Source organism: Microbacterium resistens (assembly GCF_031456305.1).
GTDB lineage: Bacteria > Actinomycetota > Actinomycetes > Actinomycetales > Microbacteriaceae > Microbacterium > Microbacterium resistens_A.
On record NZ_JAVDUM010000006.1, the window covers coordinates 85,213 to 110,297 of the forward strand.

22 protein-coding genes are annotated in these 25,085 nt (G+C 71.7%); 13 read left to right on the forward strand and 9 right to left on the reverse strand.

Going from position 1 to position 25,085, the window contains the following annotated elements:
• Positions 1 to 428: 428 nt before the first annotated feature.
• Together J2Y69_RS08300 and J2Y69_RS08305 are read left to right on the forward strand one after the other, a co-directional pair.
• Positions 429 to 1,313 carry an alpha/beta fold hydrolase gene (locus J2Y69_RS08300; RefSeq protein WP_310019477.1) on the forward strand — a complete coding sequence of 295 codons (885 nt, stop codon included), beginning with the start codon at positions 429 to 431 and terminating at the stop codon, positions 1,311 to 1,313.
• 202 nt (positions 1,314 to 1,515) lie between these two features.
• Positions 1,516 to 2,691, forward strand: coding sequence for a low temperature requirement protein A (locus tag J2Y69_RS08305; RefSeq protein WP_310019480.1), 1,176 nt, complete (start codon positions 1,516 to 1,518; stop codon positions 2,689 to 2,691).
• A 65-nt stretch (positions 2,692 to 2,756) separates the two neighbouring features.
• On the opposite strand, the gene J2Y69_RS08310 is transcribed toward J2Y69_RS08305, so the two are convergent.
• From J2Y69_RS08310 to J2Y69_RS08325, 4 genes are all read right to left on the reverse strand, one after another.
• Positions 2,757 to 2,990 carry a hypothetical protein gene (locus J2Y69_RS08310; protein ID WP_310019482.1) on the reverse strand — a complete coding sequence of 78 codons (234 nt, stop codon included), beginning with the start codon at positions 2,988 to 2,990 and terminating at the stop codon, positions 2,757 to 2,759.
• 73 nt (positions 2,991 to 3,063) lie between these two features.
• On the reverse strand, positions 3,064 to 3,696 hold the full coding sequence (locus J2Y69_RS08315; RefSeq protein WP_310019485.1) for a metal-dependent transcriptional regulator: 633 nt from the start codon (positions 3,694 to 3,696) through the stop codon (positions 3,064 to 3,066).
• Between the two features lie 526 nt (positions 3,697 to 4,222).
• Positions 4,223 to 4,573 (reverse strand): hypothetical protein, encoded by a 351-nt coding sequence (locus J2Y69_RS08320; protein ID WP_310019488.1) that lies wholly within the window; start codon positions 4,571 to 4,573, stop codon positions 4,223 to 4,225.
• A gap of 52 nt (positions 4,574 to 4,625) precedes the next feature.
• The gene (locus J2Y69_RS08325; protein WP_310019490.1) at positions 4,626 to 6,047 is read right to left on the reverse strand and encodes an Nramp family divalent metal transporter; all 1,422 of its coding nucleotides are present in this window, start codon (positions 6,045 to 6,047) and stop codon (positions 4,626 to 4,628) included.
• A 126-nt stretch (positions 6,048 to 6,173) separates the two neighbouring features.
• Between J2Y69_RS08325 and J2Y69_RS08330 the strand changes: the two genes are divergently transcribed.
• On the forward strand, positions 6,174 to 6,806 hold the full coding sequence (locus J2Y69_RS08330; RefSeq protein ID WP_310019492.1) for a TrmH family RNA methyltransferase: 633 nt from the start codon (positions 6,174 to 6,176) through the stop codon (positions 6,804 to 6,806).
• 465 nt (positions 6,807 to 7,271) lie between these two features.
• On the opposite strand, the gene J2Y69_RS08335 is transcribed toward J2Y69_RS08330, so the two are convergent.
• Genes J2Y69_RS08335 through J2Y69_RS08345 form a run of 3 tightly spaced genes read right to left on the reverse strand, consistent with a single transcriptional unit; the run spans position 7,272 to position 10,632 of the window.
• A complete protein-coding gene (locus J2Y69_RS08335) occupies positions 7,272 to 8,294 on the reverse strand; it encodes a Gfo/Idh/MocA family protein (RefSeq protein ID WP_310019495.1) in 1,023 nt (340 codons plus the stop codon).
• Positions 8,291 to 9,424 carry a Gfo/Idh/MocA family protein gene (locus J2Y69_RS08340; protein WP_310019497.1) on the reverse strand — a complete coding sequence of 378 codons (1,134 nt, stop codon included), beginning with the start codon at positions 9,422 to 9,424 and terminating at the stop codon, positions 8,291 to 8,293. Before J2Y69_RS08340 ends, J2Y69_RS08335 begins: the two co-directional genes overlap by 4 nt.
• A complete protein-coding gene (locus J2Y69_RS08345) occupies positions 9,421 to 10,632 on the reverse strand; it encodes an ROK family transcriptional regulator (protein WP_310019499.1) in 1,212 nt (403 codons plus the stop codon). Before J2Y69_RS08345 ends, J2Y69_RS08340 begins: the two co-directional genes overlap by 4 nt.
• A gap of 202 nt (positions 10,633 to 10,834) precedes the next feature.
• Here J2Y69_RS08345 and J2Y69_RS08350 point away from each other — a divergent pair, with 202 nt between their 5' ends.
• The 8 genes from J2Y69_RS08350 to J2Y69_RS08385 all read left to right on the forward strand — a co-directional run bounded on the left by J2Y69_RS08350 (position 10,835) and on the right by J2Y69_RS08385 (position 20,266).
• A complete protein-coding gene (locus J2Y69_RS08350) occupies positions 10,835 to 12,079 on the forward strand; it encodes an ABC transporter substrate-binding protein (RefSeq protein WP_310019504.1) in 1,245 nt (414 codons plus the stop codon).
• Between the two features lie 53 nt (positions 12,080 to 12,132).
• The gene (locus tag J2Y69_RS08355) at positions 12,133 to 13,035 is read left to right on the forward strand and encodes a carbohydrate ABC transporter permease (RefSeq protein WP_310019507.1); all 903 of its coding nucleotides are present in this window, start codon (positions 12,133 to 12,135) and stop codon (positions 13,033 to 13,035) included.
• Positions 13,032 to 13,904, forward strand: a complete 873-nt coding sequence (locus J2Y69_RS08360; protein WP_310019510.1) for a carbohydrate ABC transporter permease — start codon at positions 13,032 to 13,034, stop codon at positions 13,902 to 13,904. The genes J2Y69_RS08355 and J2Y69_RS08360 overlap by 4 nt, the downstream gene beginning before the upstream one ends.
• Positions 13,905 to 13,970: 66 nt before the next feature.
• Positions 13,971 to 15,005, forward strand: a complete 1,035-nt coding sequence (locus J2Y69_RS08365; protein ID WP_310019512.1) for an NAD-dependent epimerase/dehydratase family protein — start codon at positions 13,971 to 13,973, stop codon at positions 15,003 to 15,005.
• Positions 15,005 to 16,069, forward strand: coding sequence for a dihydrodipicolinate synthase family protein (locus J2Y69_RS08370; RefSeq protein WP_310019514.1), 1,065 nt, complete (start codon positions 15,005 to 15,007; stop codon positions 16,067 to 16,069). Before J2Y69_RS08365 ends, J2Y69_RS08370 begins: the two co-directional genes overlap by 1 nt.
• Positions 16,066 to 17,070, forward strand: coding sequence for a hydroxyacid dehydrogenase (locus J2Y69_RS08375; RefSeq protein ID WP_310019517.1), 1,005 nt, complete (start codon positions 16,066 to 16,068; stop codon positions 17,068 to 17,070). The genes J2Y69_RS08370 and J2Y69_RS08375 overlap by 4 nt, the downstream gene beginning before the upstream one ends.
• A gap of 2 nt (positions 17,071 to 17,072) precedes the next feature.
• Positions 17,073 to 18,020 (forward strand): Gfo/Idh/MocA family oxidoreductase, encoded by a 948-nt coding sequence (locus J2Y69_RS08380; RefSeq protein ID WP_310019520.1) that lies wholly within the window; start codon positions 17,073 to 17,075, stop codon positions 18,018 to 18,020.
• A gap of 92 nt (positions 18,021 to 18,112) precedes the next feature.
• Positions 18,113 to 20,266, forward strand: a complete 2,154-nt coding sequence (locus J2Y69_RS08385; protein ID WP_310019522.1) for a peptidase C14 — start codon at positions 18,113 to 18,115, stop codon at positions 20,264 to 20,266.
• A gap of 34 nt (positions 20,267 to 20,300) precedes the next feature.
• Here the strand turns inward: J2Y69_RS08385 and J2Y69_RS08390 are convergent, their stop codons facing one another.
• Positions 20,301 to 21,035: a GntR family transcriptional regulator gene (locus J2Y69_RS08390; RefSeq protein WP_310019525.1), complete on the reverse strand. Its 735-nt coding sequence runs from the start codon at positions 21,033 to 21,035 to the stop codon at positions 20,301 to 20,303.
• Positions 21,036 to 21,321: 286 nt separating this feature from the next.
• On the opposite strand from J2Y69_RS08390, the gene J2Y69_RS08395 reads away from it, so the two are divergent.
• Positions 21,322 to 22,653, forward strand: coding sequence for an MFS transporter (locus J2Y69_RS08395; protein ID WP_310019528.1), 1,332 nt, complete (start codon positions 21,322 to 21,324; stop codon positions 22,651 to 22,653).
• A 150-nt stretch (positions 22,654 to 22,803) separates the two neighbouring features.
• On the opposite strand, the gene J2Y69_RS08400 is transcribed toward J2Y69_RS08395, so the two are convergent.
• Complete coding sequence (locus J2Y69_RS08400; protein WP_310019531.1) at positions 22,804 to 23,661, reverse strand: PaaX family transcriptional regulator C-terminal domain-containing protein; 858 nt, start codon at positions 23,659 to 23,661, stop codon at positions 22,804 to 22,806.
• 103 nt (positions 23,662 to 23,764) lie between these two features.
• Here J2Y69_RS08400 and J2Y69_RS08405 point away from each other — a divergent pair, with 103 nt between their 5' ends.
• Entirely contained in the window at positions 23,765 to 25,042 is a 1,278-nt protein-coding gene (locus J2Y69_RS08405) for an MFS transporter (protein WP_310019536.1), read from the forward strand.
• Positions 25,043 to 25,085: the final 43 nt, after the last annotated feature.

The following is a 25,085-nucleotide window of genomic DNA, read 5'->3' on the forward strand; positions in this document are numbered from 1 at the left end:
GGCGGTTCGCGCTGTCGTTCCCCGCTCGCGCTGCGGATATCTGTGCAGCGTGGGCAGGGAAGTGCAGCGTGTTCGAGAAGTGCAGCGCGGTAGGGAAGCGCAGTGCGGCTTGGCTTGGCCGTCGTTCTGCGCTGCTGTTCCTCTCTCGCGCTGCTCTTTCCTGTTCCGTTGGCGGTTCGCGCTGTCGTTCCCTGCTTGCGCTGCGGATATCTGTGCAGCGTGGGCAGGGAAGTGCAGCGCGGTCGGAAAGTGCAGCGCGGTCGAGAAGTGCAGCGCGGTCGAGAAGTGCAGCGCGAGCGGGCGTGTGGCGCGGCGGATGGCGCAGTGCGTCCGGGGGTGGGTGACACGGGGATGCGCGGGGAGAGGGGCAGCCAGCCGGATCATGGAATCGGGGCGTAGGCTCGGCGCTTTGCGGGCGGAGGCGGGAATTGGGCGGACTGGCGTTCACGGACATTCGGCCGCCGGCGACTGCTGGGCACGGCGCGGGGCCCGGCCCCGAACTGGGCGCCGTCCCGGCAACCACGCCCGGCGCCACGAGCATCGCGCCGAACGCCACCCCGGGCGGGCACCCGACGGAGCCCGTGCCGCTGGTGTTCCTCCACGGCGCGGGCTGGGCCGGCGTGTCCTGGCATCGGCAGGTCGCCGAGTTCCGGCACGAGCGGCGCTGCATCGTCATCGATCTGCCCGGTCACGGTGCGAGCCGCGACATCCCGTGGACGACATTCGATGATGTCGCGGATCAGGTCGCCGACGTGATCGCGGAGCAGGTCGGCAGTCCGGTCGACCTCGTCGGCTTCTCGCTCGGCGGGGACATCGGGATCCGTCTGCTGGCCCGGCACCCCGCCCTCATCCGGACGGCGATGCTCACCGGCGTCAGCACGTCGGCCGTCCCGCGCGCGGAGCGGCTGTTCGAAGCGCTCACCTGGCCGTTCGTGGCGACGCCGCTCGTGCACCGGATCCTCACGGACGCGATGAAGCTGGATGCGGGGACCCGTCGCAGGCACCTCCGCGAGACCGCGCCGCTGCGGATCGCCGACTACCGGCTCCTCAGCGCGCAGGTGCTGCACGGGGCCGACGTCTCGGATCTGTCCGGGGTCGAGACCCCCGTGCTCGTGCTCGCCGGGGCGTGCGAGTCCGGCCACGCCCGCCGCTCCGCGCCCGATCTCGCCGCGCACCTCCCGCGGGCCGTCTGGGCCGAGGTGTCCGGCGCCGGGCATTCCTGGCACGTGCAGCGGCCGGATGTCTTCAACCTCGCCCTCCGGCAATGGCTGGCAGACCCCGGCACAGTCCCTCGGGTGCTGCGCACGAGCTGAGCCGCCGAGCTCCCGCCGCCGAGCTCCCGACGCCGAGCTCCGGACGCCGAACACGAACGCCAAGCGCCAACGCCAAGCACGAACGTCGGAGGCCCCCGGGTACAGTGGGCAGGCTGCACAGGGGAGGCGTCGTCCGCATCGGGGGCGCAGCGTCGTCGGGCATGGGCCGGCGGCGCGCGAGGATCGGCAGCGGGGGGTTGTCTTGGCGAGCGCGAAAAGACTGACGACGACGGATCGGGATCCGTCCCGCGTGCAGTGGATGGAGCTGTTCTTCGATCTGATCTTCGTCGCGCTCGTCGCGCAGCTGGCCCACGGGCTCCAGACGCATCCGTCCGTGGAGTCGCTCCTGATCTTCGTGGCCCTGTTCGCCTCGGTGTGGTGGTCGTGGGTGAACCTCACGTTCATCGTCAACGTCTCCACCTGGCTGACGCGTCGCCAGCTCTCGCTCTTCATGCTCGCGGCGATGCTCGCGGTCGGTGCGATCGCGGTCGCCGCGGGAGAGGCGACAGGGGACCGCGCTTGGCTCTTCGCCGTCGGGAACGCCGGGCTCCGGCTCCTGCTGCTGGGCCTCTGGGGGCTGAACGGCTGGCGGAGCGGGATCGCGACCCGCGTGAGGGTGATCACCTACAACGGGATCACGGCGATGCTCTGGCTCGTGTCGGTCTGGCTCCCGGAGCCGTGGCGGTACGTGCTCTGGGGCGGCGCGATCGTCGTCGAGGTGGCGCTGCTGATCGGGAGCACCCGCTCCTGGGCCGCCCGCGTGCTCCCGCAGCTCAACGCCGAGCACCTCGCCGAGCGCTTCGGCCTTCTCGTGGTGATCGTCCTCGGCGAATCGGTGCTCTCCGGCGTCAACGCCCTCAGCGCGAACTGGTCGCCACCCTCGGCTCTCGCCGCCCTCCTCGGTCTCGCCGTCGTCGCGATGCTCGCCTGGGGCTTCTTCCTCTACGGCACCACGGCGATGCAGCAGGGCATCGAGGAGTTCGCCGAGCACGGCGACTTCCGTGCGATCAGGGACACGGTCGGCTTCCTCGCCTTCTTCGTGGTGCTCGGGATCACGGCGGTGTCCGGGGCGATCGCGGTGGCGATCCATGAGCCCGGGGCGCCCCTGCCGTTCGCCTCGGGCATCGCCCTGTGCGGCGGTATCGCCCTCTTCTACGCCACGAACGCCCTCGTGTCCGTCCGGTTCGGGCGTCCCGTCCGGCAGGTGCTCCGCTGGGCGATCCCCGCGCTCGTGCTCCTCGCGATCGTCGGGCTCGCCGCCACCGTGCTGGATGCGTCGGCGACCCTCGGGACGGCCGTGCTCGCGCTCGCCGCGATCACCGCGCTCGCCGAGCTGGGCGCCCGTCGGGCGGCCAGGACGGAGCGCGCGGCGGTATAACGCCGGAGTCCTGCGCTGGAGCCCTGCACAGGAGTCCTGCGCTGGAGCCCGGCGCTGGAGCCCGGCTACTCCGGCTGCTCGTCGTTGGCGACGGCCTCGACCCAGTCCACCACCGCGTCGGCGAGGGTCGAGGGGTCATCGGGGTCGAAGAGCCCGGAGCCGGCCGGGGCGTCCTGACCCTGCCGGCCCGCGGCGAGGACGCGCTCCCGGAGATCCGGCGCGAGGGGCTCGCCGTTGTGGGCGATGAGGTGGTCGCGATCGGCTTCGGAGAGAGCAGCCCACCACTGTGCGAGGTTCATGTCGCTCACGATATCCCTCGGAGTCCGCTCCGGGGAGACCATCGTCGAGGTCGCCTCGCCCTTGTCCGGAGGCTCAGGCCGCCATCCAGACGATGGACGAGGAATCACCGGGGAGGGGCACGTCGGATCCGCCGAAGCGCAGTCCGCCGGGCACCACGGTCGCCTCGATGCCGATCGAGAGCCCGAGGGACTCGAGCGCGCGCAGGAGCTCCGGGTCGCGGTCGTCCACGCGCAGCACCCGTCCGGTGTGTCCCACCGGCGCATCGGCCAGCAGCACGAACGGCTCGCGGTCGATCCTGCCCTCGGCATCCGGGATTGCGTCGCCGTGGGGGTCGAAGCGCGGGCGTCCGAGGCGTTCGTCGATGCCCTCCAGCAGGCGGTCGCTGATCGTGTGCTCCAGCACCTCCGCCTCGTCGTGCACCTCGTCCCAGGCATAGCCGAAGTCGCGGACGAGCCAGGTCTCGATGAGGCGATGCCGGCGGAGCATCGCGAGGGCCCGCTGCTCGCCGTCGGCCGTGAGGCGCACGGCTCCGTATGGCACGTGGGAGACGAGTCCCGCCGCCGCGAGTTTCTTGACCATCTCGGTCACGCTCGACGGCGCGATCCCGAGCTTGCCGGCCAGCTGCGAGGGGGTGATCGGCGCGGTCTGCCACTCGGTGTGCGCGTACACGGTCTTCAGATAGTCATCGGCTGCGGGGGAGGCCACGGGACCAGCCTACCGACGCCGCGCTCCGCGGTCTGTGCGGTCAGTCCGATCTGTGCGATCTGTTCGTGCTGCGCGGTCTGTTCTCGTGCTGCTCGGCTTGTGGATCTGTTCGCGCTGCCTGTCCCTGGCGCTGCTCATTTCTGCCTACGCTGCTTTTGTTCTGGGCTTGCGCTGCTCATTTCTGGTGACGCTGCGGGAACTTCTGCCGCGTAGGCAGATTTCTGCAGCGCGAGCTCTGGGCTCAGGTTTCAAGTCTCATGGGTCCTATGTCCGGCCTCGGGTCTTCATCCAGGGACCCGATGGGCGCTTCGCGCTGCTCATTTCCGTCGGCGCTGCTTTGTTCTGGCCCTGCGCTGCTCATCTCTGCCTGCGCTGCGAGGTTTTCTGCCGCGTATGCAGGATTCAGCAGCGCCAGCCGAGCGCGCACCGACAAGAGCGCCAGCCGAGCGCGCACCGACAACAGCGCCAGCCGAGCGCGCACCGCGGGCGCACCGCACACGCACCGCGAGGGTGCCCGGGCGGGACGCTAGGAGCCGAGGGAGGACAGGACGCCGAAGGCGACCTGTCCCGCGAAGAAGATGACGGCGAAGCCGGCGAGTGCGGCGAGGAGGGAGAGGCGCCCGTCGAAGTCCTCGATCCCGCGCATCCCGATAGCCCTCGCGCGGAACGCGAGGATCAGCGTGATCACGCCCAGCGCGAGCTGAACCCACGGTCCGCCGACCGGTAGAAGCTTCGGCAGAGCGACGAGGAGGACGCCGAGCGCGGCGGTGCCGAGCGCAAACCACGTGCAGATCCGGACGGCACGGCGGGCCGACTCCTCGGCCTCGCGGCGGGCGGCTGCGCCTCCGGAAGGGCGGCGGGCGGCGGATTCGGGCATGCTCCGAGCCTACCTGCGGCCCCTCCGGAGCCTGGCACCCGAAACCCGTCCGTCATCCGGCGCCGGTCAGCACGAGCCACAGCAGCGCAGCGTTGAGCGCGATCAGCAGGACGGAGGCGATGACGCCCGCGGCCGTCGTCCAGACCCGGTTCGCGAAGCCGCCGAGCGTCCGGCGCTGAGCGGTCAGCGCGACGAGCGGGATCAGGGCGAAAGGAATGCCGAACGACAGCACCACCTGGCTCAGCACCAGCGCGAAGGTCGGATCCACGCCGAGGCCGAGGATCGCGAGAGCGGGGATCAGAGTCACCAGCCGACGGGCGAGCAGCGGGACGCGGATCCGCAGCAGGCCCTGCATGATCTCGGCTCCGGCGTACGCGCCCACCGCGGTCGAGGCGAGCCCCGAGGCGAGGAGGCCGACCGCGAAGAGCACGGCCACGACGGGGCCGAGCGTCTGGGTGAGTGCGGCGTGGGCGCCCTCCAGCGAGTCCGTGCCGTCGACTCCGGCGAGGTTCGCCGCCGCGAGGAGGAGGATCCCGAGGTTCACCGATCCGGCGATGATCATCGCGATCGACACGTCCCACCGCGTCGCCCGGATCAGGGTCCGGATCGAGGGGCGCGGCTCCACGTCAGGCCCTGGCGTCCGTGTCCCGGCTTCTTCTTCGACCTGCAGGAGGGAGAGGCTCTGGTGTCCCGAAGCCAGGTCTCCTTCCGAGGGGGAGTCAGCGAACGCGGGCGTCGTCGCGCGAACCGGAATGGTCACACCACCCGGACCGGTCCCACCACCTGCGCCGGTCCCGCCGCCCGTGCGCGTCCCGGACGGCACGGCGAATCGGTCCCGGGCCAGGGCGGAGTGCGCGTAGATCGCATGCGGCATGATCGTCGCGCCCAAGATCGACGCGGCCAGCAGGACGGATCCGGTGTCGGCGAAGCGCGGGAGCAGTCCGCTCGCGACGCTCGCCGCATCCGGGGGCGCGACGAACAGCCCGGCCGTGAAGCCCAGGACGATGATGATCATGAGCCCGATGATCGCGAACTCGAACGGTCGCGCCCCGCGTCGGCTCTGCACCATGAGCAGCGCGATCGACACGGCTCCGGTGATGGCGCCGCCGAGGATCAGAGGCAGTCCGAAGAGCAGCTGCAGCGCGACGGCGCCGCCGATCACCTCGGCGATGTCGGTCGCCATCGCGACGAGCTCCGCCTGCAGCCAGTACGCGCGGCGCGCCCATCGGCTGCGGATGCGCTCGCCGAGGAGCTCGGGAAGGCTCCGCCCCGTGACGACGCCGAGCTTGGCCGAGAGGTACTGGATGAGCCACGCCATCACGTTCCCGGCGATCACGACCCACACGAGCAGATAGCCGTAGCGGGCGCCCGCGGTCATGTTGCTCGCGACGTTCCCCGGATCGAGGTACGCGACGCCGGCGACGAGTGCGGGGCCCAGAAGGAGGAGGCCTCTCCCCGGACGAGTTTTAGGCATGCCGAAAACCTATCAAGGTTTCGGTGTCCCGAAAACCTTGAGGGATGCGGGTGTGGGGCGAGGGCGTGCGGTTCAGGAGGGAGGAGACCCGGGCTCCGGACGAGGCCGCGCGGATAGGCTGGCGGGATGTCGTCCGAACCGACCCCCGAGCTCACCACGCACGGCGTCGGCCCGTGGCCGGGCGGGTCCGAATCCTGGCCGGACGGCGAGGAGTACGACCCCGAACTCCTCGCGCACGGCGACACCAGGAACGTGATCGATCGGTACCGTTACTGGCGGATGGAGGCGATCGTCGCCGATCTCGACACCCGGCGTCACCCGTTCCACGTCGCGATCGAGAACTGGCAGCACGACATGAACATCGGCTCGATCGTGCGCAGCGCCAACGCGTTCCTCGCCGACACCGTGCACATCGTCGGGCGGCGCCGATGGAACAAGCGCGGCGCGATGGTCACGGACCGCTACCAGCACGTCGTCCACCACGACGACATCTCCGCCTTCGCGGAGTGGGCGCGGTCGGAGGGGATCCCGATCATCGCGGTGGACAACGTCGACGGCGCCGTGCCCGTCGACCGCGCGGAGCTCCCCGAGCGCTGCGTCCTGCTCTTCGGGCAGGAGGGGCCGGGGCTGACCGCGGAGGCGATCGCTGCGGCGGCCGGGCACATCGAGATCACGCAGTACGGCTCGACGCGGTCGATCAACGCGAGCGCCGCGGCCGCGGTCATCATGTACGAGTGGTGCCGGAGGCACGCGGGCTGATCCGGATCCGCGGGGGCCGGGCTCGAGGGGTCCTGTATGTCGTTCCGGGCAGGCTCGTGTCCCACTTCTGGCAGCCCGTGTCCCGATTTATGCGGGCCGTGTCCCGATTCCTGTTCGAAACTGCGGCTCGAAGGACCAAAAGCGGGACATGGAGGCGGGGTCTGGGGGCGCTCTGTCGGGGGTGGTGGGGGTCCGCCCTAACCCAGTGAGTCCGCCGTTGCCGGCGGCCCCGTGTCCCAAATTCTGTTGAGAACGGTGGCCTGGAGGACCAGAAGTGGGACACACGGCGCCAGAAGTGGGACACGGGGCGCCGAAAGTGGGACACGGGGTGGAGTGGGCTCCCGGGGTGGAGTGGGCTCCCGGGGTCCGGGGTCGGCCGGGACCGGGTCAGCGGGGTCCGGGACCGGGACCGGGTCAGCGGGGGCCGAAGGCCGGGCGAGAGCCGGGTCCTGCGGCCGGACGGGGTCAGCCGAGGGGCACGACGGCGCCGCCGTGTGCGGCGGAGGACTGGGCGGCCTTCACGATCTCGACCGTGCGGATGCCGACGGCGCCGTCCGGCTGCGGGGCGCGGCCCTCGCGCACCGCAGCGATGAACTCGGCGAGCAGCAGCGCGTCCAGGTCGGCGCCGACCGGATCCCAGGTCTCGCCCTCCGCATCGTGGCCGGCGACGCCCTTCGCGAAGGGGCTCACCGTGAGGGTGCCGCGCTCCGCGACGATCTGCAGGGTGAGGCCGCCCCAGGTGGGGGAGCTCATCGGCCAGCTCCACGAGCAGTCGATCGTCGCGACCACGCCGCTCGGGTACTGCAGCGTCACGAGCCCGCCGGTCTCCACCTCGAGGTCCCGCTGCGCATGCAGGAATCGGTTGGACACGGCGCGCACGGTCTGCGCGCGCTCGCCCAGGAGGTCGTCGAGCAGGTCGGCGCAGTGCACGACGTGGTCGACCAGCGCTCCGCCGCCCGCGAGCTCCGGATCGGTGAACCAAGCGCGGTCCTGCGGGAGCTTGCCGTTGTTGACGCCCGTGATCCCGAGCACCCGGCCGAGACGGCCGCTGCGGATCTGCGTGAGCGCATCGCGGAACGCCGGCGCGAACCGCACGGGGTAGGCCACCATGAGGACGACCCCGGCGCGGGCGCACGCCTCCTGCATCGCCACGGCGTCCTGGACCGTCGTCGCCAGCGGCTTCTCGCAGAGAACGTGCGCGCCTGCGGCGGCCGCACGCTCGACCAGCGCGCGGTGCCGGGAGTTCTCCGCGGCGACGACGACCGCATCAGGCCCCCACGCGAAGGCCTCGTCGTAGGTGTCGACGTAGTCCACGCCGAGCTCGGCGGCCAGCGCCGCGCCGCGGGGGGAGGCGTCCGGCGCCGATGCACCGTCGGGGTCGGCGGCGATCAGCTCGACTCCCGGCATGTCCTTCAGGGCGTGGACGTAGCTCAGCGCGTGGGTGTGCGCGAACGACAGGACGGCGACGCGGAGCGGGGCGGTGGTCATCGGGCGGCCTCCTCGGCCTCGGCAGACAGAGCAGCAGGCGGAGCAGCAGACGGAGCGGCAGGCGGAGCGGCAGGCGGGGTGGTGGGGTCCGCGAGCGTGATCGGCGCGCCGGCCGCGATGGAGGCGTACGCGGCCTCGGCGATCGCGACGGCCTCGACACCGTCGGCGGGGGAGATGCGCGCCTCCCCGCCATCACGGATCACGGCGACGAAGTCGGCGATCTCGGCGTAGTACGGGCTCTCCTGCGGCGACATCGGCGGCAGGTAGTCGGCGCTCCCCTCGGCCAGCACCGCGTCGGCGCGGAGGGCCGCCTCCTCGGCGCTGTCGTATCGAAGGCGTCCCTCGGAGCCTGCGACCTCGACGCTCGTGCGGAACGGCATGCCCTCGGCCACCCAGCTCGCGTGCAGGTGGCTGACGACGCTGCTGCGGTGGGTGAGGACGACGTGCGCGGTGACGGGCGCCGGCACGCGGTCATCGACCGTCGGCGGGTTCTGCACGGCGTACACGGAGGCCACGGGGCCGGCGAACCAGACCGCCTGGTCGATGTCGTGGACCATCAGATCCCGGATGACGCCGCCTCCCGTGCTCTCCGAGAAGAACCACGGCGTGCGGGGCGCGGACCCGGCGCGGCTGAACCGCTGCACGGCAACCGTCCCGATCCGGCCGGCGTCGATCGCGTCCTTGATGGCCTTGTACTCCCCGAAATAGCGGACGACGTGCGCCGGGAACAGGCGGACGCCGGCCTCCTCCGCCGCACGGACGACGGCCGCCGCATCCTCCGCGGTCGCGGCGAGGGGCTTCTCGCACACCACGTGCCGGCCCCGGCCGATCGCCCGCAGCGCGAAGTCCGCGTGCGTGCTGCTGGGGGTCACGATGTCGACCACGTCGACGAGTCCGATGAGCGCGTCCACATCGTCGACGGCCTCGAAGCCGTACTCCTCGGCGATCGCCGACGCGCCCTGCGCCGAGGTCACGTAGCCGATCGCCCCGAGGGCGCGCCAGGCGTCGGCGTGGACGCGGGAGATCCCTCCGGCGCCGATCAGGCCGACCCGCAGCCCCTCCGTGAGGGCCCGACCGACCGTGCTCTGACTGCCCGTGCTCTGGGTGTCCGTCTGGGGGCCGGTGCTCATGTGGTCTCCTCCTCGGTCCCGGCGCCGCGCGCGGCCTTCGGGACGACGATGGTGTCGGTCTGCGCTCCCCGCTCGCCCGGGGGGAGCGGGGTCACGGTCGGGACGGGCATGCCCTCGACGCCGTAGACGGCGTCGGCGTGGCGGCGGAAGGCGAGGACGAGGGCGCCGTGGGCGGCGGCGTCGGCGCCGAGGCGGGCCTCGACGAGCGGGACGTCGAACGGCAGGCGGATGTGCCGGGGGAGTGCCGCCCGCAGGGGGTCCAGGAGCCGTCCGTGCGCGCCGGACAGCCCGCCGCCGATGACCACCATGGCCGGGTCCACCGTCATCACGAGGGTGGCGATCCCGTGCGCAAGCTCGTCGACGAACGCGTCGAGCTCGCGGCGGGCGTCGGCGTCGCCGCTCTCGACGAGGGCGAAGACCTCGGCCGCGTCCGCCGCGGTGCGCCACGGGATCTGGCCCGTCTCGGCGTCGAGCCCGCGGAACGCGAGGCGCCCGATGTCGCCGGCCGCGTTGTGCACGCCGCGCCGCGGACGTCCGCCGAGGATGAGGCCCATCGCGATGCGGTTTCCGACGGAGAGGTAGACGACGTCGTCCACGAGCTGCGCCACGCCGAGGTGGTGCTCGGCGACGGCGGCGAGGCGCACGCCGTTGTCGACGGAGACCGGGCAGTCGAAGGCCTGCCGGAGCTGGGCGCCGATGTCGACGCCGGACCACTCCGGGATGACCACCGACGCGATCACGCGCCCCGCGTCGTCCACGATGCCGGGAAGCGAGACGCCGATCGCACGGATCCGGGAGGACGGCACGTCCGCGTCGGCGAGGGTCGCGCGGATGTCCGCCACGACGGCGCCGAGCGTCGCGGCGCCGTCGCTGCCGGCGACGATGCCCTCGAACCTGCGCTGCGTCCGCACGCGCCCTGCGAGGTCGGATACGAGGACGCGGACGCTCGCCACCCCCACGTCCACGCCGACGACGTGGCCGGCGTCGGCGTGGAAGGCGTAGCGCCTGGCCGGCCTGCCCGCGCGCCCGGCGGAGGCGGTGGGCGCCTCGACGATGAGGCCGGACTCGACGAGCGCGCCCATCGCGTTCTCCACGGAGGTGCGCGAGAGCTCCAGGGTATGGGCGATCTCGGTGACGGTGGCGCTGCCCGCCGCGCGCAGATGGACGGCGGAGCGTGCGGTGATCGACGGGGTTCCCGTTCCGGACATCGCCGCTCCTCCCTTCCGCATGCCTGGTCAGCGATCAAATTAGCACAGACCGATGGCGAAATTGAGACCCTCTTTGTCGATGCGCACAAGAGTGTCGGTGACTTTCAGGGATCCATCTCAGCACCACGGCTTGACGAATTATCACATCGTGGTGTCATAATGGGGCTCTCACCCCCATGCACGGTTCTAGCAAAGGAGCACCATGCGCGTCAGCAAGTTCACCGGGGTCGCGGCGGGCATCGCAGCGGCGGCCCTCCTGGCCGGCTGCTCGGCGGGAGGGGGACAGGCCGCTTCCGGCGACCAGCACGTCACCCTCTGGATGTACCCGGTCGTCCCCGACGAGGCGGCCAACAAGAGCTTCTGGGACGGCACGGTCGCCGCGTTCCAGAAGGAGCACGCCGACATCACCGTCGACTACGAGATCTTCCCGTGGGCGAACCGCGACGAGGCCCTCCAGACCGCGATCGCCGCGGGCAAGGGCCCCGACCTGGTCTATCTGGTCCCGGACCAGCTGGCCGCCTACCAGAAGTCGATCGCGCCGCTGAACGACCTCCTCAGCGCCGAGCGGCAGAAGGACCTGCTGCCGAACGTCAAGGACTCCGTGACGATCGGCGGAGACCTCCTGGGTGCGCCGGTGCTCACCAGTGCCCAGCCCCTCGTCTGCAACGCGGCGGTCTTCGAGCAGGCCGGCGTCACCGAGTACCCCCGGACCTGGAAGGACGTGGAGCGGCTGGCGCCGACCTTCGCCGCCAAGGGCCTCTACATGCTGAACTACCCGGCCTCGGCGGAGAACACCCTCAACCTGACCTACTACCCGCTGCTTTGGCAGGCCGGCGGCGAGGTCTACGACAAGGACGGCGAGGTCGGCTTCGACAGCAAGGAGGGCGAGAAGGCGCTCACCTTCCTCACCACCCTCGCGGAGCAGAAGGCGCTCGACCCGGAGGCGCTGACCACCAACGTCCCGCTGGAGCAGACTGCGATCGCGCAGGGGAAGGTCGCCTGCACGTTCAACAACGCCGTCACCGAGATCGAGCCCTTCTGGGGCGCGGAGAACGTCAAGGTCCTCGCGCCGCTGAAGGAGGAGAAGTCCATCGCCTACGGCACGGTCGGCTCCCTCGCGGTGCTGAAGGGGTCCAAGGCGCCGAAGGCGGCGGCGGCCTTCGCCGAGTTCGCCACCGGTGCGGACGTGGTCAAGCCCTTCCTGACGGCCGCCGGGTACTTCTCGGCGCTCGGCAGCACCGAGCCGCTCTACCCCGATAACCCGCTGCTCAGCGAGGTCGAGAAGTACGTGCCGGACACCACCGTCGGCCAGCTCGGGACGAGCTCCCGTGCGCTCATGGGCGTGCTCTCCCCGGAGATCCAGGCCGCCCTCCTCGGCCAGAAGTCGCCGGCCGACGCTCTGAAGGACGCGGCAGCCGCCGCCGCTCCGATCCTGAAGAAGAAGTGACCCGTTCCCGGGGGCGCGGCGCGCCCCCGGGACCCGTCCACGAGAGGCACGAGATGACGACGGCGACAGGCAAGAGGCCCGCGGGGCCGGTGGCACGGGTGCTCGCCCGCCGAGAGGCGAGGGTGGCGCTGCTGTTCGTGCTGCCCGCCTTCCTGCTCTTCCTGGCATTCCGGTTCGGGCCGAGCATCGCCGGCGTCGCGCTCAGCCTCTTCGACTACGACATCTCGGGCGAGATCGCCTGGCGGGGCCTGGACCACTTCCAGCGCCTCGTCGCCGATCCGCTCTTCTGGCGGGCGCTCGGGACGACCGTGGTCTACACCGTCTTCGCGGTGCCGATCTCGCTGGTGCTGTCCACGGTCATGGCCCTGGGCGTCCGCCGTGCCTTCCGCGGGTCCCGTTTCTTCCGCTCGATCTTCTTCCTCCCCGTCATCACGTCCCTGGTGCTGGCCGGATCGATCTTCGTCTGGATCTTCTCCGCGAACGGCCCCTGGTCGGCGCTGATGGCCCCGCTCGGCCTCGGCGGCTCGTGGCTCGGCAGCACGGTCCTGGTGATCCCCGCGATCATCGTGGTGGGCGTGTGGTCCCGCTTCGGCTACGGGATGATGATCCTCATCGCCGCGATGCAGGACGTGCCCCGTGAGCTCGAGGAGGCGGCGCTGGTGGACGGCGCGAACGGCTGGCAGCGGTTCCGGGCGATCATCCTCCCGCACCTGCGGCCCACCTTCTTCTTCCTGGCGGTGATCGAGACGACGGCCGCGTTCCAGGTCTTCGACGTCATCTACGTGATGACCCAGGGAGGGCCGGCGAACGCGAGCTACTCCCTCGTCTACCTCCTCTACGACCAGGGCTTCAAGTACTTCGACTACGGGTACGCCGCCGCCGTCGGGGTGGCGCTGTTCGCCATGACGCTCGTCGTCGCCCTCATCCAGCGCCTCGTGATCGGAAAGCAGAAATGACCGCCGTGACGCCCGCCCGCGCCCGCCGGCGCACGCGCTCCTACCGTGCGCTCGAGCCCACCGGCCTCGGAGTCGTGCTCCGCTGGGTCTGGCTGAGCATCGCCGCCGTCCTCAGCTTCTTCCCCTTCTACGCGATGGTGGTGCTGAGCCTGAAGCCGGGCAAGGTCGTCGAGCTCCCCGGCTCCCTCCTGCCCTGGAACCTCTCCACCGACTCCTACGCCCAGGTCCTCGGCGGGCAGAACCTGCTCGGCTGGCTCGGCAACACGCTCGTGTACTCGCTCGTGTCCGTCGTCGCCGTCCTCTTCCTCTCGGCGCTCGCCGGCTACGCCTTCGCCAAGAAGCGCTTCGCGGGCAAGGAGGTAATGTTCTGGTCGTTCCTCGCGATGGTCATGGTGCCGTTCCACGTCACCCTCATCCCGACGTTCATCCTGATGGCGAACCTCGGCGGCATCGACACCTACTGGGGGCTCATCCTTCCCACGCTCGCCAACGCGCAGGCGGTCTTCCTCATGCGGCAGTTCATCCAGGGGCTCCCGGACGAGCTGTTCGAGGCCGCGCGGATCGACGGCGCGGGCGAGTTTCGCATCTTCCTGCGGATCGTGCTGCCGCTGTGCAAGCCGATCCTCGCGACCCTCGGCATCTTCGTCTTCCTCTGGCACTGGAACGACTTCCTCTGGCCGCTGATCATCGGCAAGTCCAACGCGATGTTCACCCTCACGGTCGGCATCTCATCGCTGCAGCAGCAGAACGTCCCCCTGAGCACGATGCTCGCGGGGTCCGTCGTGGCGCTGCTGCCGATCTTCCTCGCCTACCTCGTGGCCCAGCGCTACGTGCAGGAGGGTGTGACCGGGACCGGCATCAAGGGCTGAGCCCCCGCGTTCGCCCCGAGCCGCCGCCGTCCGGCCGTCCTCGCATCTGAAAGAAAGGAACGCCTCGTGACATCCCAGGCATTCGCCTCCGAAGCCGAGCTCGAGGAGGCGCTGACCGCGCCCAGCCCCGGGCTCGTCGCCGACCTCACCCGCGGCGGCGGAGACCTCGTGATCCTCGGCGCGGGCGGGAAGATGGGCCCGACCCTCGCCGTGCTCGCGCGTCGCGGCCTCGACGCCGCCGGCCGCACGGGGGACACGGTGTACGCCGTCTCGCGGTTCGGCGATGCCGCCGTGCGCGAGCGCCTGGAGCGGGCGGGCGTGAAGGCGATCCCCTTCGATCTCATCGAGAACGACGACTTCTCCGCGCTCCCGGACGCGCCCAACGTCGTGTTCATGGTCGGGGCGAAGTTCGGCGCCGCCACGAGCCCGTCCTGGGCGTGGGAGGTCAACGCCGCGCTGCCCGACCGCGTCGCCCGGCGGTACCGCGACAGCGCGATCTCGGTGCTCTCCACCGGCAACGTGTACCCGTTCCTGCCCGCTTCGACCGGGGGAGCGACGGAGGACGTCGCCCCCGCCCCGGTCGGCGAGTACGCGCAGTCGTGTCTCGGACGCGAGCGCGTCTTCGAGTTCTCCGCCCAGCAGCGCGGGACGAGGATCGCGATCATCCGGCTGAACTACGCCGTCGACCTCCGCTACGGCGTCCTGGCCGACATCGCGAGCGCCGTCCACGCCGGGCAGCCGGTCTCGGTCGCGACCGCCACGGTGAACGTCGTCTGGCAGGGCTATGCGAACGAGGTCGTGCTGCGGAGCCTCGGACACGCCTCGGCCGAGGGGTTCACCGTCAACCTCACCGGGCCCGAGACCCTCGGCGTCGCCGCCGTCGCCCGCCGGTTCGGCGAGCTGCTCGGCCGCGACGTCGAGCTCGTCGACGAGCCGCAGCCGACCGCGCTCCTCAGCGACGCCCGTCGCTGCATGGCCCTGTTCGGCTACCCGGCGGTCCCCGCCGACACGCTGATCGCCTGGCAGTCGGCCTGGCTCACCGCGGGGCTCCCGCTCTCCGCCAAGCCCACCAAGTGGGCCGTCCGGGACGGGCGATTCTGATGTCCGAGGTCCCCGTCCTCCGCCGCGAGGCCGCCGAAACGCTCGCCCGCGGCGCGGTCATCCCCGCCCATCCCCTCGCCCTCACCGCGGGGCGGACGCTCGACGAGCGCCGCCAGCGCGCGCTCACCCGCTACTACCTCGCGGCGGGCGCGGGGGGAGTCGCCGTCGGCGTGCACACCACGCAGTTCGAGATCCGCGACCCCGAGCACGGCCTGTTCGAGCCGGTGCTCGCGCTCGCCGCGGAGGAGCTGGACGCGGCGGGCGACCCCGCGGTCGTGCGGATCGCCGGCGTCGCCGGGGACACCGCGCAGGCCGTCGCGGAGGCGGAGCTCGCCCGCGGCCTCGGGTACGACGCGGTGCTGGTCAGCCCGCGCGTCGACGGCGCGGACGAGCGCGTGCTCCTGGAGCGGGCGCGCGCGGTCGGCGAGGTGCTCCCGCTCGTGGGGTTCTACCTGCAGACCGCGATCGGCGGGCCCGTCCTGGACCGGGGGTTCTGGCAGGAGTTCGCCTCGATCCCCTCGGTGGTCGCCGTCAAGGCAGCGCCCTTCGACCGTTACCGCACGCTGGAGCTCGTCCGCGGGGTCGCGGCGTCCGGGCGCTCGGACGAGATCGCGCTGTACACGGGCAATGACGACGCGATCGTCCCCGACCTCCTCTCCGAGTTCCACGTCGACTCCCCGGGCGGCCCGCGCACGCTGCGGTTCGCGGGCGGGCTCCTGGGCCAGTGGGCGGTCGGCACCCGTGCCGCGGTGGGGATGCTGGAGACGGCGCACCGGGCGGCGGGCGGCGACGCCGCCGCGTTCCACGAGCTCGGCCGCGTCGCGTCCGACCTCGTCGACGTGAACCAGGCCGTGTTCGATCCGGGGAACGACTTCCGCGGCGTGATCGCCGGCGTGCACGAGATGCTCCGCCAGCAGGGTCTGCTCGACGGCGTCTGGTGCCTGGACCCGGAGGAAGGGCTCTCCCCGGGGCAGGCCGAGGAGATCGCGCGCGTGCGGCGGGCCTACCCGCACCTCAACGACGACGCCTTCATCGCCGAGCACCGGGAGGCGTGGCTGCGATGAGCGCGCCGACCGTCCTCGCCGTCGTCTCCGCCGCGCTGGCGGCGGAGTTCTTCTCGCCCGCCGACGAGGCGCGGCTGCGCGAGACCGCCGCGGCGCTGGGTGGCGGGTTCCTGCGCGTGGAGCGACTGGCCGACGCGGAGGACACGAGCGCCGTGCGCGTGCTCGTCACGAGCTGGGGAATCGATCGGCTCGACGAGGACGTGCTGGCGCGGTTCCCCCGCCTCGGGCTCGTCGCCCACACCGGGGCGACGGTCAAGCCCTTCGTGACGGATGCGCTCTTCGAGCGAGGGGTCGTGGTGACCCAGGCGGGCGCGGGCATGGCCCGGTCCGTGGGGGAGGTGTCGCTCGCGTTCACGCTCGCGCTCCTGCACCGCGTGCCCACGATGCACAACTCTCTCCGGGATGGCCCCGCCTGGCACGACGAAGGATCGGCTGGCGTCCAGCACGAGATCCTCGATGCGCCGATCGCGGTCATCGGGGCATCGCGCACCGGACGCGCCTACCTCGCGATGATCCGGGCGCTCGGCGCGCGCCCGCTGCTGGTCGACCCCACGATCGGCGCGGAGGAGGCGGCGGAGCTCGGCGCCGAGCCGGTGGGGCTCGATGAGGCGCTGCGGCGCGCGCTCGTGGTCGCCGTGCACGCGCCGACCCTCCCCGAGACGCATCACCTGATCGGCGCGCGGGAGCTCGCGCTCCTGCCGGACGGCGCGGGGCTGGTGAACACCGCGCGCTCGTGGCTCGTGGACGAGCAGGCGCTGCTGGCGGAGCTCCGCACGGGCCGCATCGCCGCGGGGATCGACGTGTTCGACGAGGAGCCGCTCGGCGCGGACTCGCCGTTCCGGCGGCTCCCGAACGTGCTGCTCACGCCGCACCGCGCGGCAGGGACCCGCGAGGGCCGTCTCCGGCAGGGGCGGATCGTCGCCGAAGAGGTCGAGGCGTTCGCGCTCGGCCGCCCGCTCGCGCACGCCGTCACGCGGTCGCAGCTGTCGACGATGGGCTGATCGTGCGCGTCGTCTTCGCCGGCCTCGCGCACTCGCATCCGTTCACGGACGCGGCGAACCTGCGCGCCATCGGCGGCGAGGTCGTCGGCGTCCACGATCCGGAGTCAGGAAGGGCGGAGGAGTTCGCCGAGAGGTTCGGCGGGGCGGTCGTCGCACGACCGGTCGACCTCCTGGGCCACCGCCCGGACCTGGTCATCGCCACCCCGCACCCGCGGGAGGCGATGGCGACGGCTCACGCCCTGGTCGGCACCGTGCCCGTGTTCGTCAACAAGGTCCTCGCCGCGACCGGCGCCCAGCTCGCCGCGTGGGACCGACTGGTCGCCGAGCGCCGAGGGGCCGGCGGTGACCCGCTCCTCGGCACCTCGTCCGTCCTCCGGTTCGCGCCGGCGCTGGACGCGCTCGCCGCCGACCTCGACGGCGAGCGGATCCTCTCGCTCCGGGTGCTCGCCCAGCATGACGCCGCGGCCTTCCGGTCGCCTGGCCGCGCGTGGCAGGACGATCCGGCCGAGGGCGGCGGCACCGCCGTCACCGTCGGCATCCACGCCTGGGAGATGATCGACCGGCTGCTGCCCGACGCGGTGGTCGAGACGGGCGCGGGATGGGTCAGGAGCTCGGCAGACGTCTCGGCACGCTCCGAGGACGTCGCGGGGTTCGGTGCGGTCCTGCGCGTCCCGCGCCGCGACGACCCCGTCCCGGTGCACGCCGTGATCGCCGGGGCACCGGGCGACGACGCCTACGAGGTCGAGGTCGTGACCGACCGCGGAGTGCGCACGGTGGCCCTCGACACGACCGACCCCGGCCGTTCGCTCGGCTTCGAGGGGCTGGTCCGACATCTGTCCGCCGACGTCGCGTCCGGGGGGATGACGGCGCCGTGGGCGCGGTCCCGGACGGTCGTGGCCAACAGCATCCGCGCGGCGGCCATCGCGCGCGGCGGCCGGCCGGCCCGATAGCCGAGCCACCCCCACCCCGTCGGTCCGATGGACCGCACACACGACACGCAACACACGACACGCGGCACCGATGCCGTGAGGAGAGGACGACGATGACGACGACGCATCGAGACGAGAAGGCGGCCCTGCGGAGCCGGCGGACGGTGCTGGCGGGGCTCGGCGCCGCGGCGATCGGGGGCGTCGCCGTGGTCGCGGCACCTGCCGCATCTGCCGCCTCTGCAGCCTCTGCCGTGGGGACGGGGATCCCGGCCGGGCGGGGCGTGGACGGCGTGGCCACGGTCCAGGACCTCGCCGGGCAGAAGGGCAAGCAGGACGACGTGATCGCCGTCGCCGGCCACACGACGCCAGGGGACGGCGGAGGCGGGCTGTTCCGCTGCGTGACCCGCGATGTCCCCGCCGTCGACGGCGGACGGGTGGTCGCGGGCAAGGGCGGCGCGGTCTGGGTCCGTCTGCACGACGGCGTGCTCGACTTCCGCGACTTCGGCGTCTTCGGCCCGGAGACCGCGGCCGACGATGCGCTGGACGCGATGGTCGCGGACCCGACCGTCGTCCGGATCGAGGCGCACAGCGATCTCAACTTCGTCCGCCGGCACACCTTCGCCCGTTCGGGTCTCGCCCTCGACTTCGGCGGGCACCTGATGACGACCGACGGCATCGAGCAGGCCCCGCCGAACGACCCGTTCTCCGCGGTCCTGTGCTTCCGCGGGGTCGTGACGGAGGACGTCCAGGAGGCGGCCCTCGGGGAGGATGTCCCGGACCTCGCGGACGTCCTCCCGGTCGCGGACTCGTCCTTCTTCGCGGTCGGTGCCTGGTACACGGTCGAGGTCAACGGCCGCAGCGGCCGGTGGGAGCGTGAGGTCCAGCGACTGGTGCAGGTCACCGGGATCGTGGACGGCGGACACATCCGCATCGCGTACAAGGTCGGCTGGCCCCTCGGCGCCGACCGGACGATGACCTGGCGCCGGATCGAGCCGGTGCAGGACGTCACCGTCTCCCGGCTCCGCTTCCGCGGCGGCGGGAGCGACGACAGGACCGGCTCGCATCCGCTCGCGTTCGAGTACGCCGTGCGCTGCGACGTGGACCGCATCGACGGGGAGCACACGTTCTGGCCGCTGGTGATGCGCCGGTGGAACACGCACTACGTCACGGAGGGCTGCACCCTGAGCAACCCGATCTCGGTGACGCTGGGCGGTGCGGGCTACCTCACCCAGCAGATCTCCTGCCTGTACGGCTACGTCGCCAACTGCCGCACGTCCAACGCGCGCCACCTCAACGACTTCACCGCCAGCGCGTACTGCCTCGTGGAGAACTGCCACGGCGACGGCGACGACCAGGGGCCGTTCGTGACGCACGGGCAGTACGAGCACGACCTCACCTACGTCGGCAACTCGGGACTGATGACGTTCGCGAACTCGGGCGCCGCGTGGGGCTCCGCCGCCAAGCGGATCACCGTGCGCGGGCACGTCTGCTCCTGGTTCGTCGCCCGCGTCCGCGTCACCGACCTCACGCTGGAGGACGTGCACGTCATCGGCAAGCCCGCGCTCGAAGGCTCGGGAATGCTCTGGATCAACGCCGACGGCGCCCAGCTGCGCGGCTGCACGGCGACGGGACCGCTCATCGTCACGCAGCAGTCCGACGCCTCGTCCCGGCCGACCGTCGTCGCGGACTCGAGGTTCTCCTTCCCCGCGCCCGGCGACCTCACGAACGACACGGTGACGACCCCGGTGACCCTCGTCGACACGGACCTCGCCGGAGTCGGCGGGATGCGGATCGGCGGCTCGGGCGCCGTCGCGTTCCGCGGCGGCGTGCTGACGGCGGGCGAGGACGCGGCGCCCGTCCGGATCAGCGCGGGCGACGTGCGGTTCGACGGGACGACGTTCGCCGGCGCCCGCCTCCGGGTCTCCGGCGCGGAGCCGCAGACGCTCCGTCTCTCCGGCGCCAGGATCCGGGGCGCAGAGGGGACAGGGGGCGCGTTCCTTTCCCGGGAGGGTGAGGCCGAGCTGCGGCTGGAGGTCGCGGACAGCACGTTCGCCGGCGTCGGCGCCCATCTGGAGCTCGGGACGGGCCGCAACGGCGTCCGCGTCATCGGCAACCGCTTCGACGGCGGTGCGCTCGTGCTCGCGCCCGAGGCGTTCGGCGAGGGCTCGACCCTGCTCCACTCCTCGAACGTGGAGAGCGGGACGACCAGGACCGCGATGCCGCCGGAGGGCCCGTCCGTGGTGCTCTCGGGCAACCTCGTGGTCTGAGGCCTCGGTGCCCCGCGGGGCGGGCGGGTGGGCGCTAGGCGGGGATCTCCGTGCCCGCCTTGGCGTCCGCCTCTTCGTCCGGGGCTGTGCCCGCCTCCGCGTCCGTGCCCGGGTTCGTGGAGGTGGTGAGCGGGGCGATGCGCTCGACCGCGCGGGTGACGTGCTCGGCGATGACCTCACGCACCGCGTCCGCGTCCCCGCTCGCGATGGCCTCCAGGATGATCCGGTGGCTGCGGACGTGCTCGGCCTGCTCCTCGGGAGGGAGCGCCGCGTTGGCGGCGTGGATGAACCCGGCGATCCGGCCGCGGAGCTGCGCGGTCAGCTCCCTCACGAACCGGTGCTCGGACAGGTCGGCGAGGGCCTCGTGGAACGCGCGGTCCTGGCGGAGGACCTCGGCCATGTCGCCGACGTCGGCGGCCTCCATCGCGTCGATGATGCCCTGCAGGCGCTCGGCGGATGCGGCGTTCCAGCGCTCCTGCACGCGCAGCGCCATGAACTGCTCCAGCACGATGCGCAGGCTCGAGATCTCCTCCAGGTCCTGTGCGGTGAGCTCGGCCACCCGTGCGCCGCGGCGCGGCTCCCGGACGACCAGGCGCTCCTCGGCGAGCCGGGTCAGCGCCTCGCGGACGGGGATGTGGCTGACGCCGAGGCGCTCGGCGAGCTTCCGCTCGACGAGGCGCTCGCCGGGCATCAGCTCGCCGGAGTGGATGGCGGCGCGCAGCTCGTCCGCGACCTGTTCCGCGATGTTCTGGTCGGACACGCTCCGCATGGTTTGACCCCTCCCGGCCGTCCGCCGGCGGCGGCGCGACGAACTGTTCAGACAGATGCTATGGCATCTGCTCGCCGGACCCGTTGCGCGCGTCGTCGCGCGGGCGTCCGCGTCGGCCGCGCGGAGCCGATCAGAAACTCGGACTGGACGTCGCTCCCATTTTGCTAGATGCTATAGCGAACTACCCGTTCGATGCATCCAATGGAGGAGGCACCATGTCACGTCGTCGTGCTCTGCGGCGCGGCCGGATCGTGGAGACCGGTTCGATGAAGGAGGAGTTCTCATCATGACGAATGACGGCGCAACGCTCGCGCAGGACGTCGGCGCGAGCGCGATGAGGAAGGCGATCTGGCGGCTGGGCCCGTTCCTGGGGCTGCTGTACCTCGTGGCCTACATCGACCGGAACAACGCCGGCTTCGCGAAGCTGGAGATGACCCAGGCGCTGCAGATGACCGAGGCCGCCTTCGGCCTCGCCGCCGGGATCTTCTTCATCGGCTACCTCCTGTTCGAGGTGCCGAGCAACCTCCTGCTGGAGAGGTTCGGCGCGCGCAAGTGGATCGCCCGGATCATGGTCTCCTGGGGGATCGTCGCGGCGCTGACCGCTTTCGTGCAGGACTCCACGCAGTTCACGATCGCCCGGTTCATCCTGGGGATCGCGGAGGCGGGGTTCTTCCCCGGTGTCCTGCTCTATCTCACCCTCTGGTTCCCGCGGCAGTACCGCACCCAGGTGCTCGCGGTGTTCGCGCTGTCCAACCCGCTGGCTAACGCCGTCGCCGCACCCCTGTCGGGGTGGATCATGGACCTCCACGGGATGTTCGGGCTCGAGGGGTGGCAGCTGGTGTTCCTCCTCGAAGGGATCCCGGCGGTGCTCCTGGCCTTCGTGGTCTTCTTCTGGCTGCCCGACCGCCCGCAGGACGCACGGTGGCTGACGTCCGCCGAGCAGCACTGGATCGCGGAGACCGTCGCGCGCGAGACCGAGGCGACCGAGCGGCGGCACGGCCGGGTGCGTCTGGCCGCCGTGTTCGGCAACGGGCGGCTGTGGACCCTGATCGCGCTGTTCTTCGGCGTCGTCTTCGGCGCCTACGGCCTCGGGCTGTGGCTGCCGACGATCATCAAGGGCATGGGGGACTTCTCGACGACGACCACGGGGTGGCTCGTCGCCCTCCCGAACATCTGCGCGGCGCTGCTCATGCTCCCGTGGGAGCGGGCGGCGCGGAAGCAGGGGAACATCCCGTTGCAGATCGGGATCACGCTGTCGATCACCGCGCTCTCCCTCGTCGGCGCCGTCGCCGCGAAGGACGTCCCCGTGCTCGCGCTCGGTGCGCTGTGCATCGGCATGTCGGCGCTGTTCTCCACGACCCCGCTGTTCTGGAGCCTGCCGCCGATGGTGCTCACCGGCACGGCGGCCGCAGCAGGCCTCGCGTTCATCAACTCCGTCGGCAACCTCGCCGGGTTCGCCGGGCCCTACGCGATCGGCTGGATCAGTCAGAGCACCGGGTCGGCGATCTGGGGTCTGCTGCTCATCGCGGCCCTCACGCTCCTCGGTGCGGTGATCGGCTTCGTCCTGAGTCGTCGTCCGGAGTTCACGACGCCCCCCGACGCCGCGCGCCTGCGCTGACGCCCTTCCGGCCCCGCCCTCCTCCCGCCCCGCCCGCCCCGCCCCTCCTGTCCGCGAGACTGCAACTGCGTCACGAGACTGCGCAAAAATCGCGCTGTCTCGGAACGCAGTTGCAGTCTCGCGGGAGGAGCGGCCGGGCCGGACCGGCGATCAGGCGGGGAGATCGGGGGCGTACTGGCGATAGAGGTCGATGTCCTCGGCGCTGTCGACGAGGCGGGCCCAGGCGCCGAGGAAGCGCTCGCGCACCCGGCGCGGCGGCCAGTCCGCGGGCAGGAGCTCTGCGGGGATGAGCGGGTCGTCGGCCAGGGCCTGGGCGAAGGGCTCGGACAGCAGGAGCGCGGCGGCCGCTCGAGCGACGGGGGATGTCGGGACCGGTGACGCCTCGGCGACGGCGATCGCCCGCTCGGCCTGTTCGTACGCCAGGGCGGCGGCCGGAAGGTCCCAGTAGCGCGCGAGGATGTCGGCTGGATCGGTGAGTCCCGCGATGTCGATCCGGGCGGCCTCCGCCACGATCATCACGTCGACGACCCGCGGATCGGGGAGGCCGCCGTACGCCAGGATCGGCGGACGCGGATCCGAGAACGACAGGTACAGCGCGGGGGAGATCGTGACGCCGCCGAAGCGGGCGAGCGCCGACCGCAGAGCATCGCGGTCGGCGCGACGCTCCTCGGGCAGGGAGAACGAGGTGAGCCGCCAGTGTCCGTCCCAGCCGTCGCCGACATGCTCCAGCGCGCGTGCCCGCCGGAGGCGTCCTGCTGTCACCGGATCCTTGCGCGGCCCCCGCGCGGTGCGGACGAGGGTTCCCGCTCGGCCTCGTCCCTCCTGGCGTGCGATCCCGGCCGCCTCGATCCGTCGGATCGCCAGACGCACGGGCTGGGCATCGATCCCGAGCGCCTCCGCGAGGTCGTACACGAAGCGGAGGGACGCCCGCCCCGCCGAGTCGAAGCAGGCCTCGACGACGGTTCGGGGCGCGGGGACGGGAAGGGCGTCCGGGGTTTCAGAGGGCACAGCGAGAGCCTACAAAACTATTGCTTGACTCAAGAAGGTGACATCATCGATAGTTAACCCGGATCGACGACGATCCATCCCGCACTCGATGAGGAGGCGATCCATGTCCGACACCGTCACCGCTCCGCAGCAGCCGCCTGCGGAGGATCAGAGCGGCACGCTGAGCCCGATCGCGGGGCGCCGGCTGCTGCCGTCGCTCACGATCGCCTGGTTCGTGCTGTTCGCCGCCTATCTCGGCCTCACCTCGGTCCTCCTGCCCAACCACATGGCCGGGATCGACGAGGGCAGCAAGGTCGCGAACTTCGCGATCGTGACGACGGTCGCCTCGATCGTGGCCATGTTCTCGCAGCCCATCGTCGGCGCCCTCTCGGACCGCACCCGCTCCCGGCTCGGCAGGCGGGCGCCCTGGATGCTCGGCGGCGCGCTGCTGGGCGCGCTGTCCCTTGTCGTGCTCGGCTCCCTCCGCGACCTCCTGTCCATCACGATCGTCTGGGCGGTGATGCTCATATCGCTCAATGCCCTGCAGGGGCCGCTCAGCGCGATCACCCCCGACCGCTTCCCCCGGTCGCGGCGGGGCGTCGCCTCGGCCGCGGTCGGGATCGGCACGCTCGCCGGAGCGACGCTGGGCGTGGTGCTCGCGGGGCGGATCGCCGCAGACGTAGGCGTGGGCTACACGGTCTTCGGCGGCGCGGTGTTCGTCGTCACCGTGGTCTTCCTGCTGGTGAACCGCGACCGCTCCAGCGCCGGGGCGACATTCGCCCCGTTCCGCTGGAGGACGTTCCTCGCCGGGTTCTGGGTGGACCCACGCCGCCATCCCGACTTCGCCTGGGCGTTCGTCGCTCGCTTCCTGTTCATCCTTGGCTACTTCCTGGTGTTCACCTACCAGCTGTTCATCCTCACCGACTTCGTGGGGATGCCGTTGGCCGAGGCCAATGTGCAGGTCGGGGTGCTCAGCATGGCGGCCTTCGCATCGACGTTCGTCTCGGTCCTGCTCGCCGGCTGGCTGAGCGACCGATTCACCCGCCGCAAGGCGTTCATCTATGTCGCCTCGGCGATCATGATGGCCGGGCTCCTCGTGCCCCTCTTCCTCTCTGACATGACCGGCATGCTCCTGATGTTCACGATCAAGGGGTTCGGCTACGGGCTCTACATGTCGTGCGACACCGCCCTCATGACCGAGGTCCTACCCGGTGGCGGGACGAGCGCGGCCAAAGATCTCGGGATCCTCAACATCGCCACGAACATCCCGCAGGCGCTGAGCCCGGCGGTCGCCGCCCTGATCATCGGAGGGCTCGGCGGCTATCCCGCGCTCTTCGTGGTCGCGGTCGTCTGCATCGGTCTCGCCGCTCTCGCCCTGATCCCCATCCGGGGTGTGCGCTGACCGTGCGCATCCCCATCCCTCCGCCCGCTCCTGGGCACGACGA

Bases quoted from the DNA above. Each gene is read 5' to 3' on its own strand.
- J2Y69_RS08310 (WP_310019482.1), bottom strand. From the start codon at position 2,990: ATGAACCTCGCACAGTGGTGGGCTGCTCTCTCCGAAGCCGATCGCGAC.
- J2Y69_RS08320 (WP_310019488.1), bottom strand. From the start codon at position 4,573: ATGCCCGAATCCGCCGCCCGCCGCCCTTCCGGAGGCGCAGCCGCCCGC.
- J2Y69_RS08325 (WP_310019490.1), bottom strand. From the start codon at position 6,047: ATGCCTAAAACTCGTCCGGGGAGAGGCCTCCTCCTTCTGGGCCCCGCA.
- J2Y69_RS08330 (WP_310019492.1), top strand. From the start codon at position 6,174: ATGTCGTCCGAACCGACCCCCGAGCTCACCACGCACGGCGTCGGCCCG.
- J2Y69_RS08335 (WP_310019495.1), bottom strand. From the start codon at position 8,294: ATGACCACCGCCCCGCTCCGCGTCGCCGTCCTGTCGTTCGCGCACACC.
- J2Y69_RS08340 (WP_310019497.1), bottom strand. From the start codon at position 9,424: ATGAGCACCGGCCCCCAGACGGACACCCAGAGCACGGGCAGTCAGAGC.
- J2Y69_RS08345 (WP_310019499.1), bottom strand. From the start codon at position 10,632: ATGTCCGGAACGGGAACCCCGTCGATCACCGCACGCTCCGCCGTCCAT.
- J2Y69_RS08350 (WP_310019504.1), top strand. From the start codon at position 10,835: ATGCGCGTCAGCAAGTTCACCGGGGTCGCGGCGGGCATCGCAGCGGCG.
- J2Y69_RS08355 (WP_310019507.1), top strand. From the start codon at position 12,133: ATGACGACGGCGACAGGCAAGAGGCCCGCGGGGCCGGTGGCACGGGTG.
- J2Y69_RS08360 (WP_310019510.1), top strand. From the start codon at position 13,032: ATGACCGCCGTGACGCCCGCCCGCGCCCGCCGGCGCACGCGCTCCTAC.
- J2Y69_RS08370 (WP_310019514.1), top strand. From the start codon at position 15,005: ATGTCCGAGGTCCCCGTCCTCCGCCGCGAGGCCGCCGAAACGCTCGCC.
- J2Y69_RS08375 (WP_310019517.1), top strand. From the start codon at position 16,066: ATGAGCGCGCCGACCGTCCTCGCCGTCGTCTCCGCCGCGCTGGCGGCG.
- J2Y69_RS08385 (WP_310019522.1), top strand. From the start codon at position 18,113: ATGACGACGACGCATCGAGACGAGAAGGCGGCCCTGCGGAGCCGGCGG.
- J2Y69_RS08390 (WP_310019525.1), bottom strand. From the start codon at position 21,035: ATGCGGAGCGTGTCCGACCAGAACATCGCGGAACAGGTCGCGGACGAG.
- J2Y69_RS08395 (WP_310019528.1), top strand. From the start codon at position 21,322: ATGACGAATGACGGCGCAACGCTCGCGCAGGACGTCGGCGCGAGCGCG.
- J2Y69_RS08405 (WP_310019536.1), top strand. From the start codon at position 23,765: ATGTCCGACACCGTCACCGCTCCGCAGCAGCCGCCTGCGGAGGATCAG.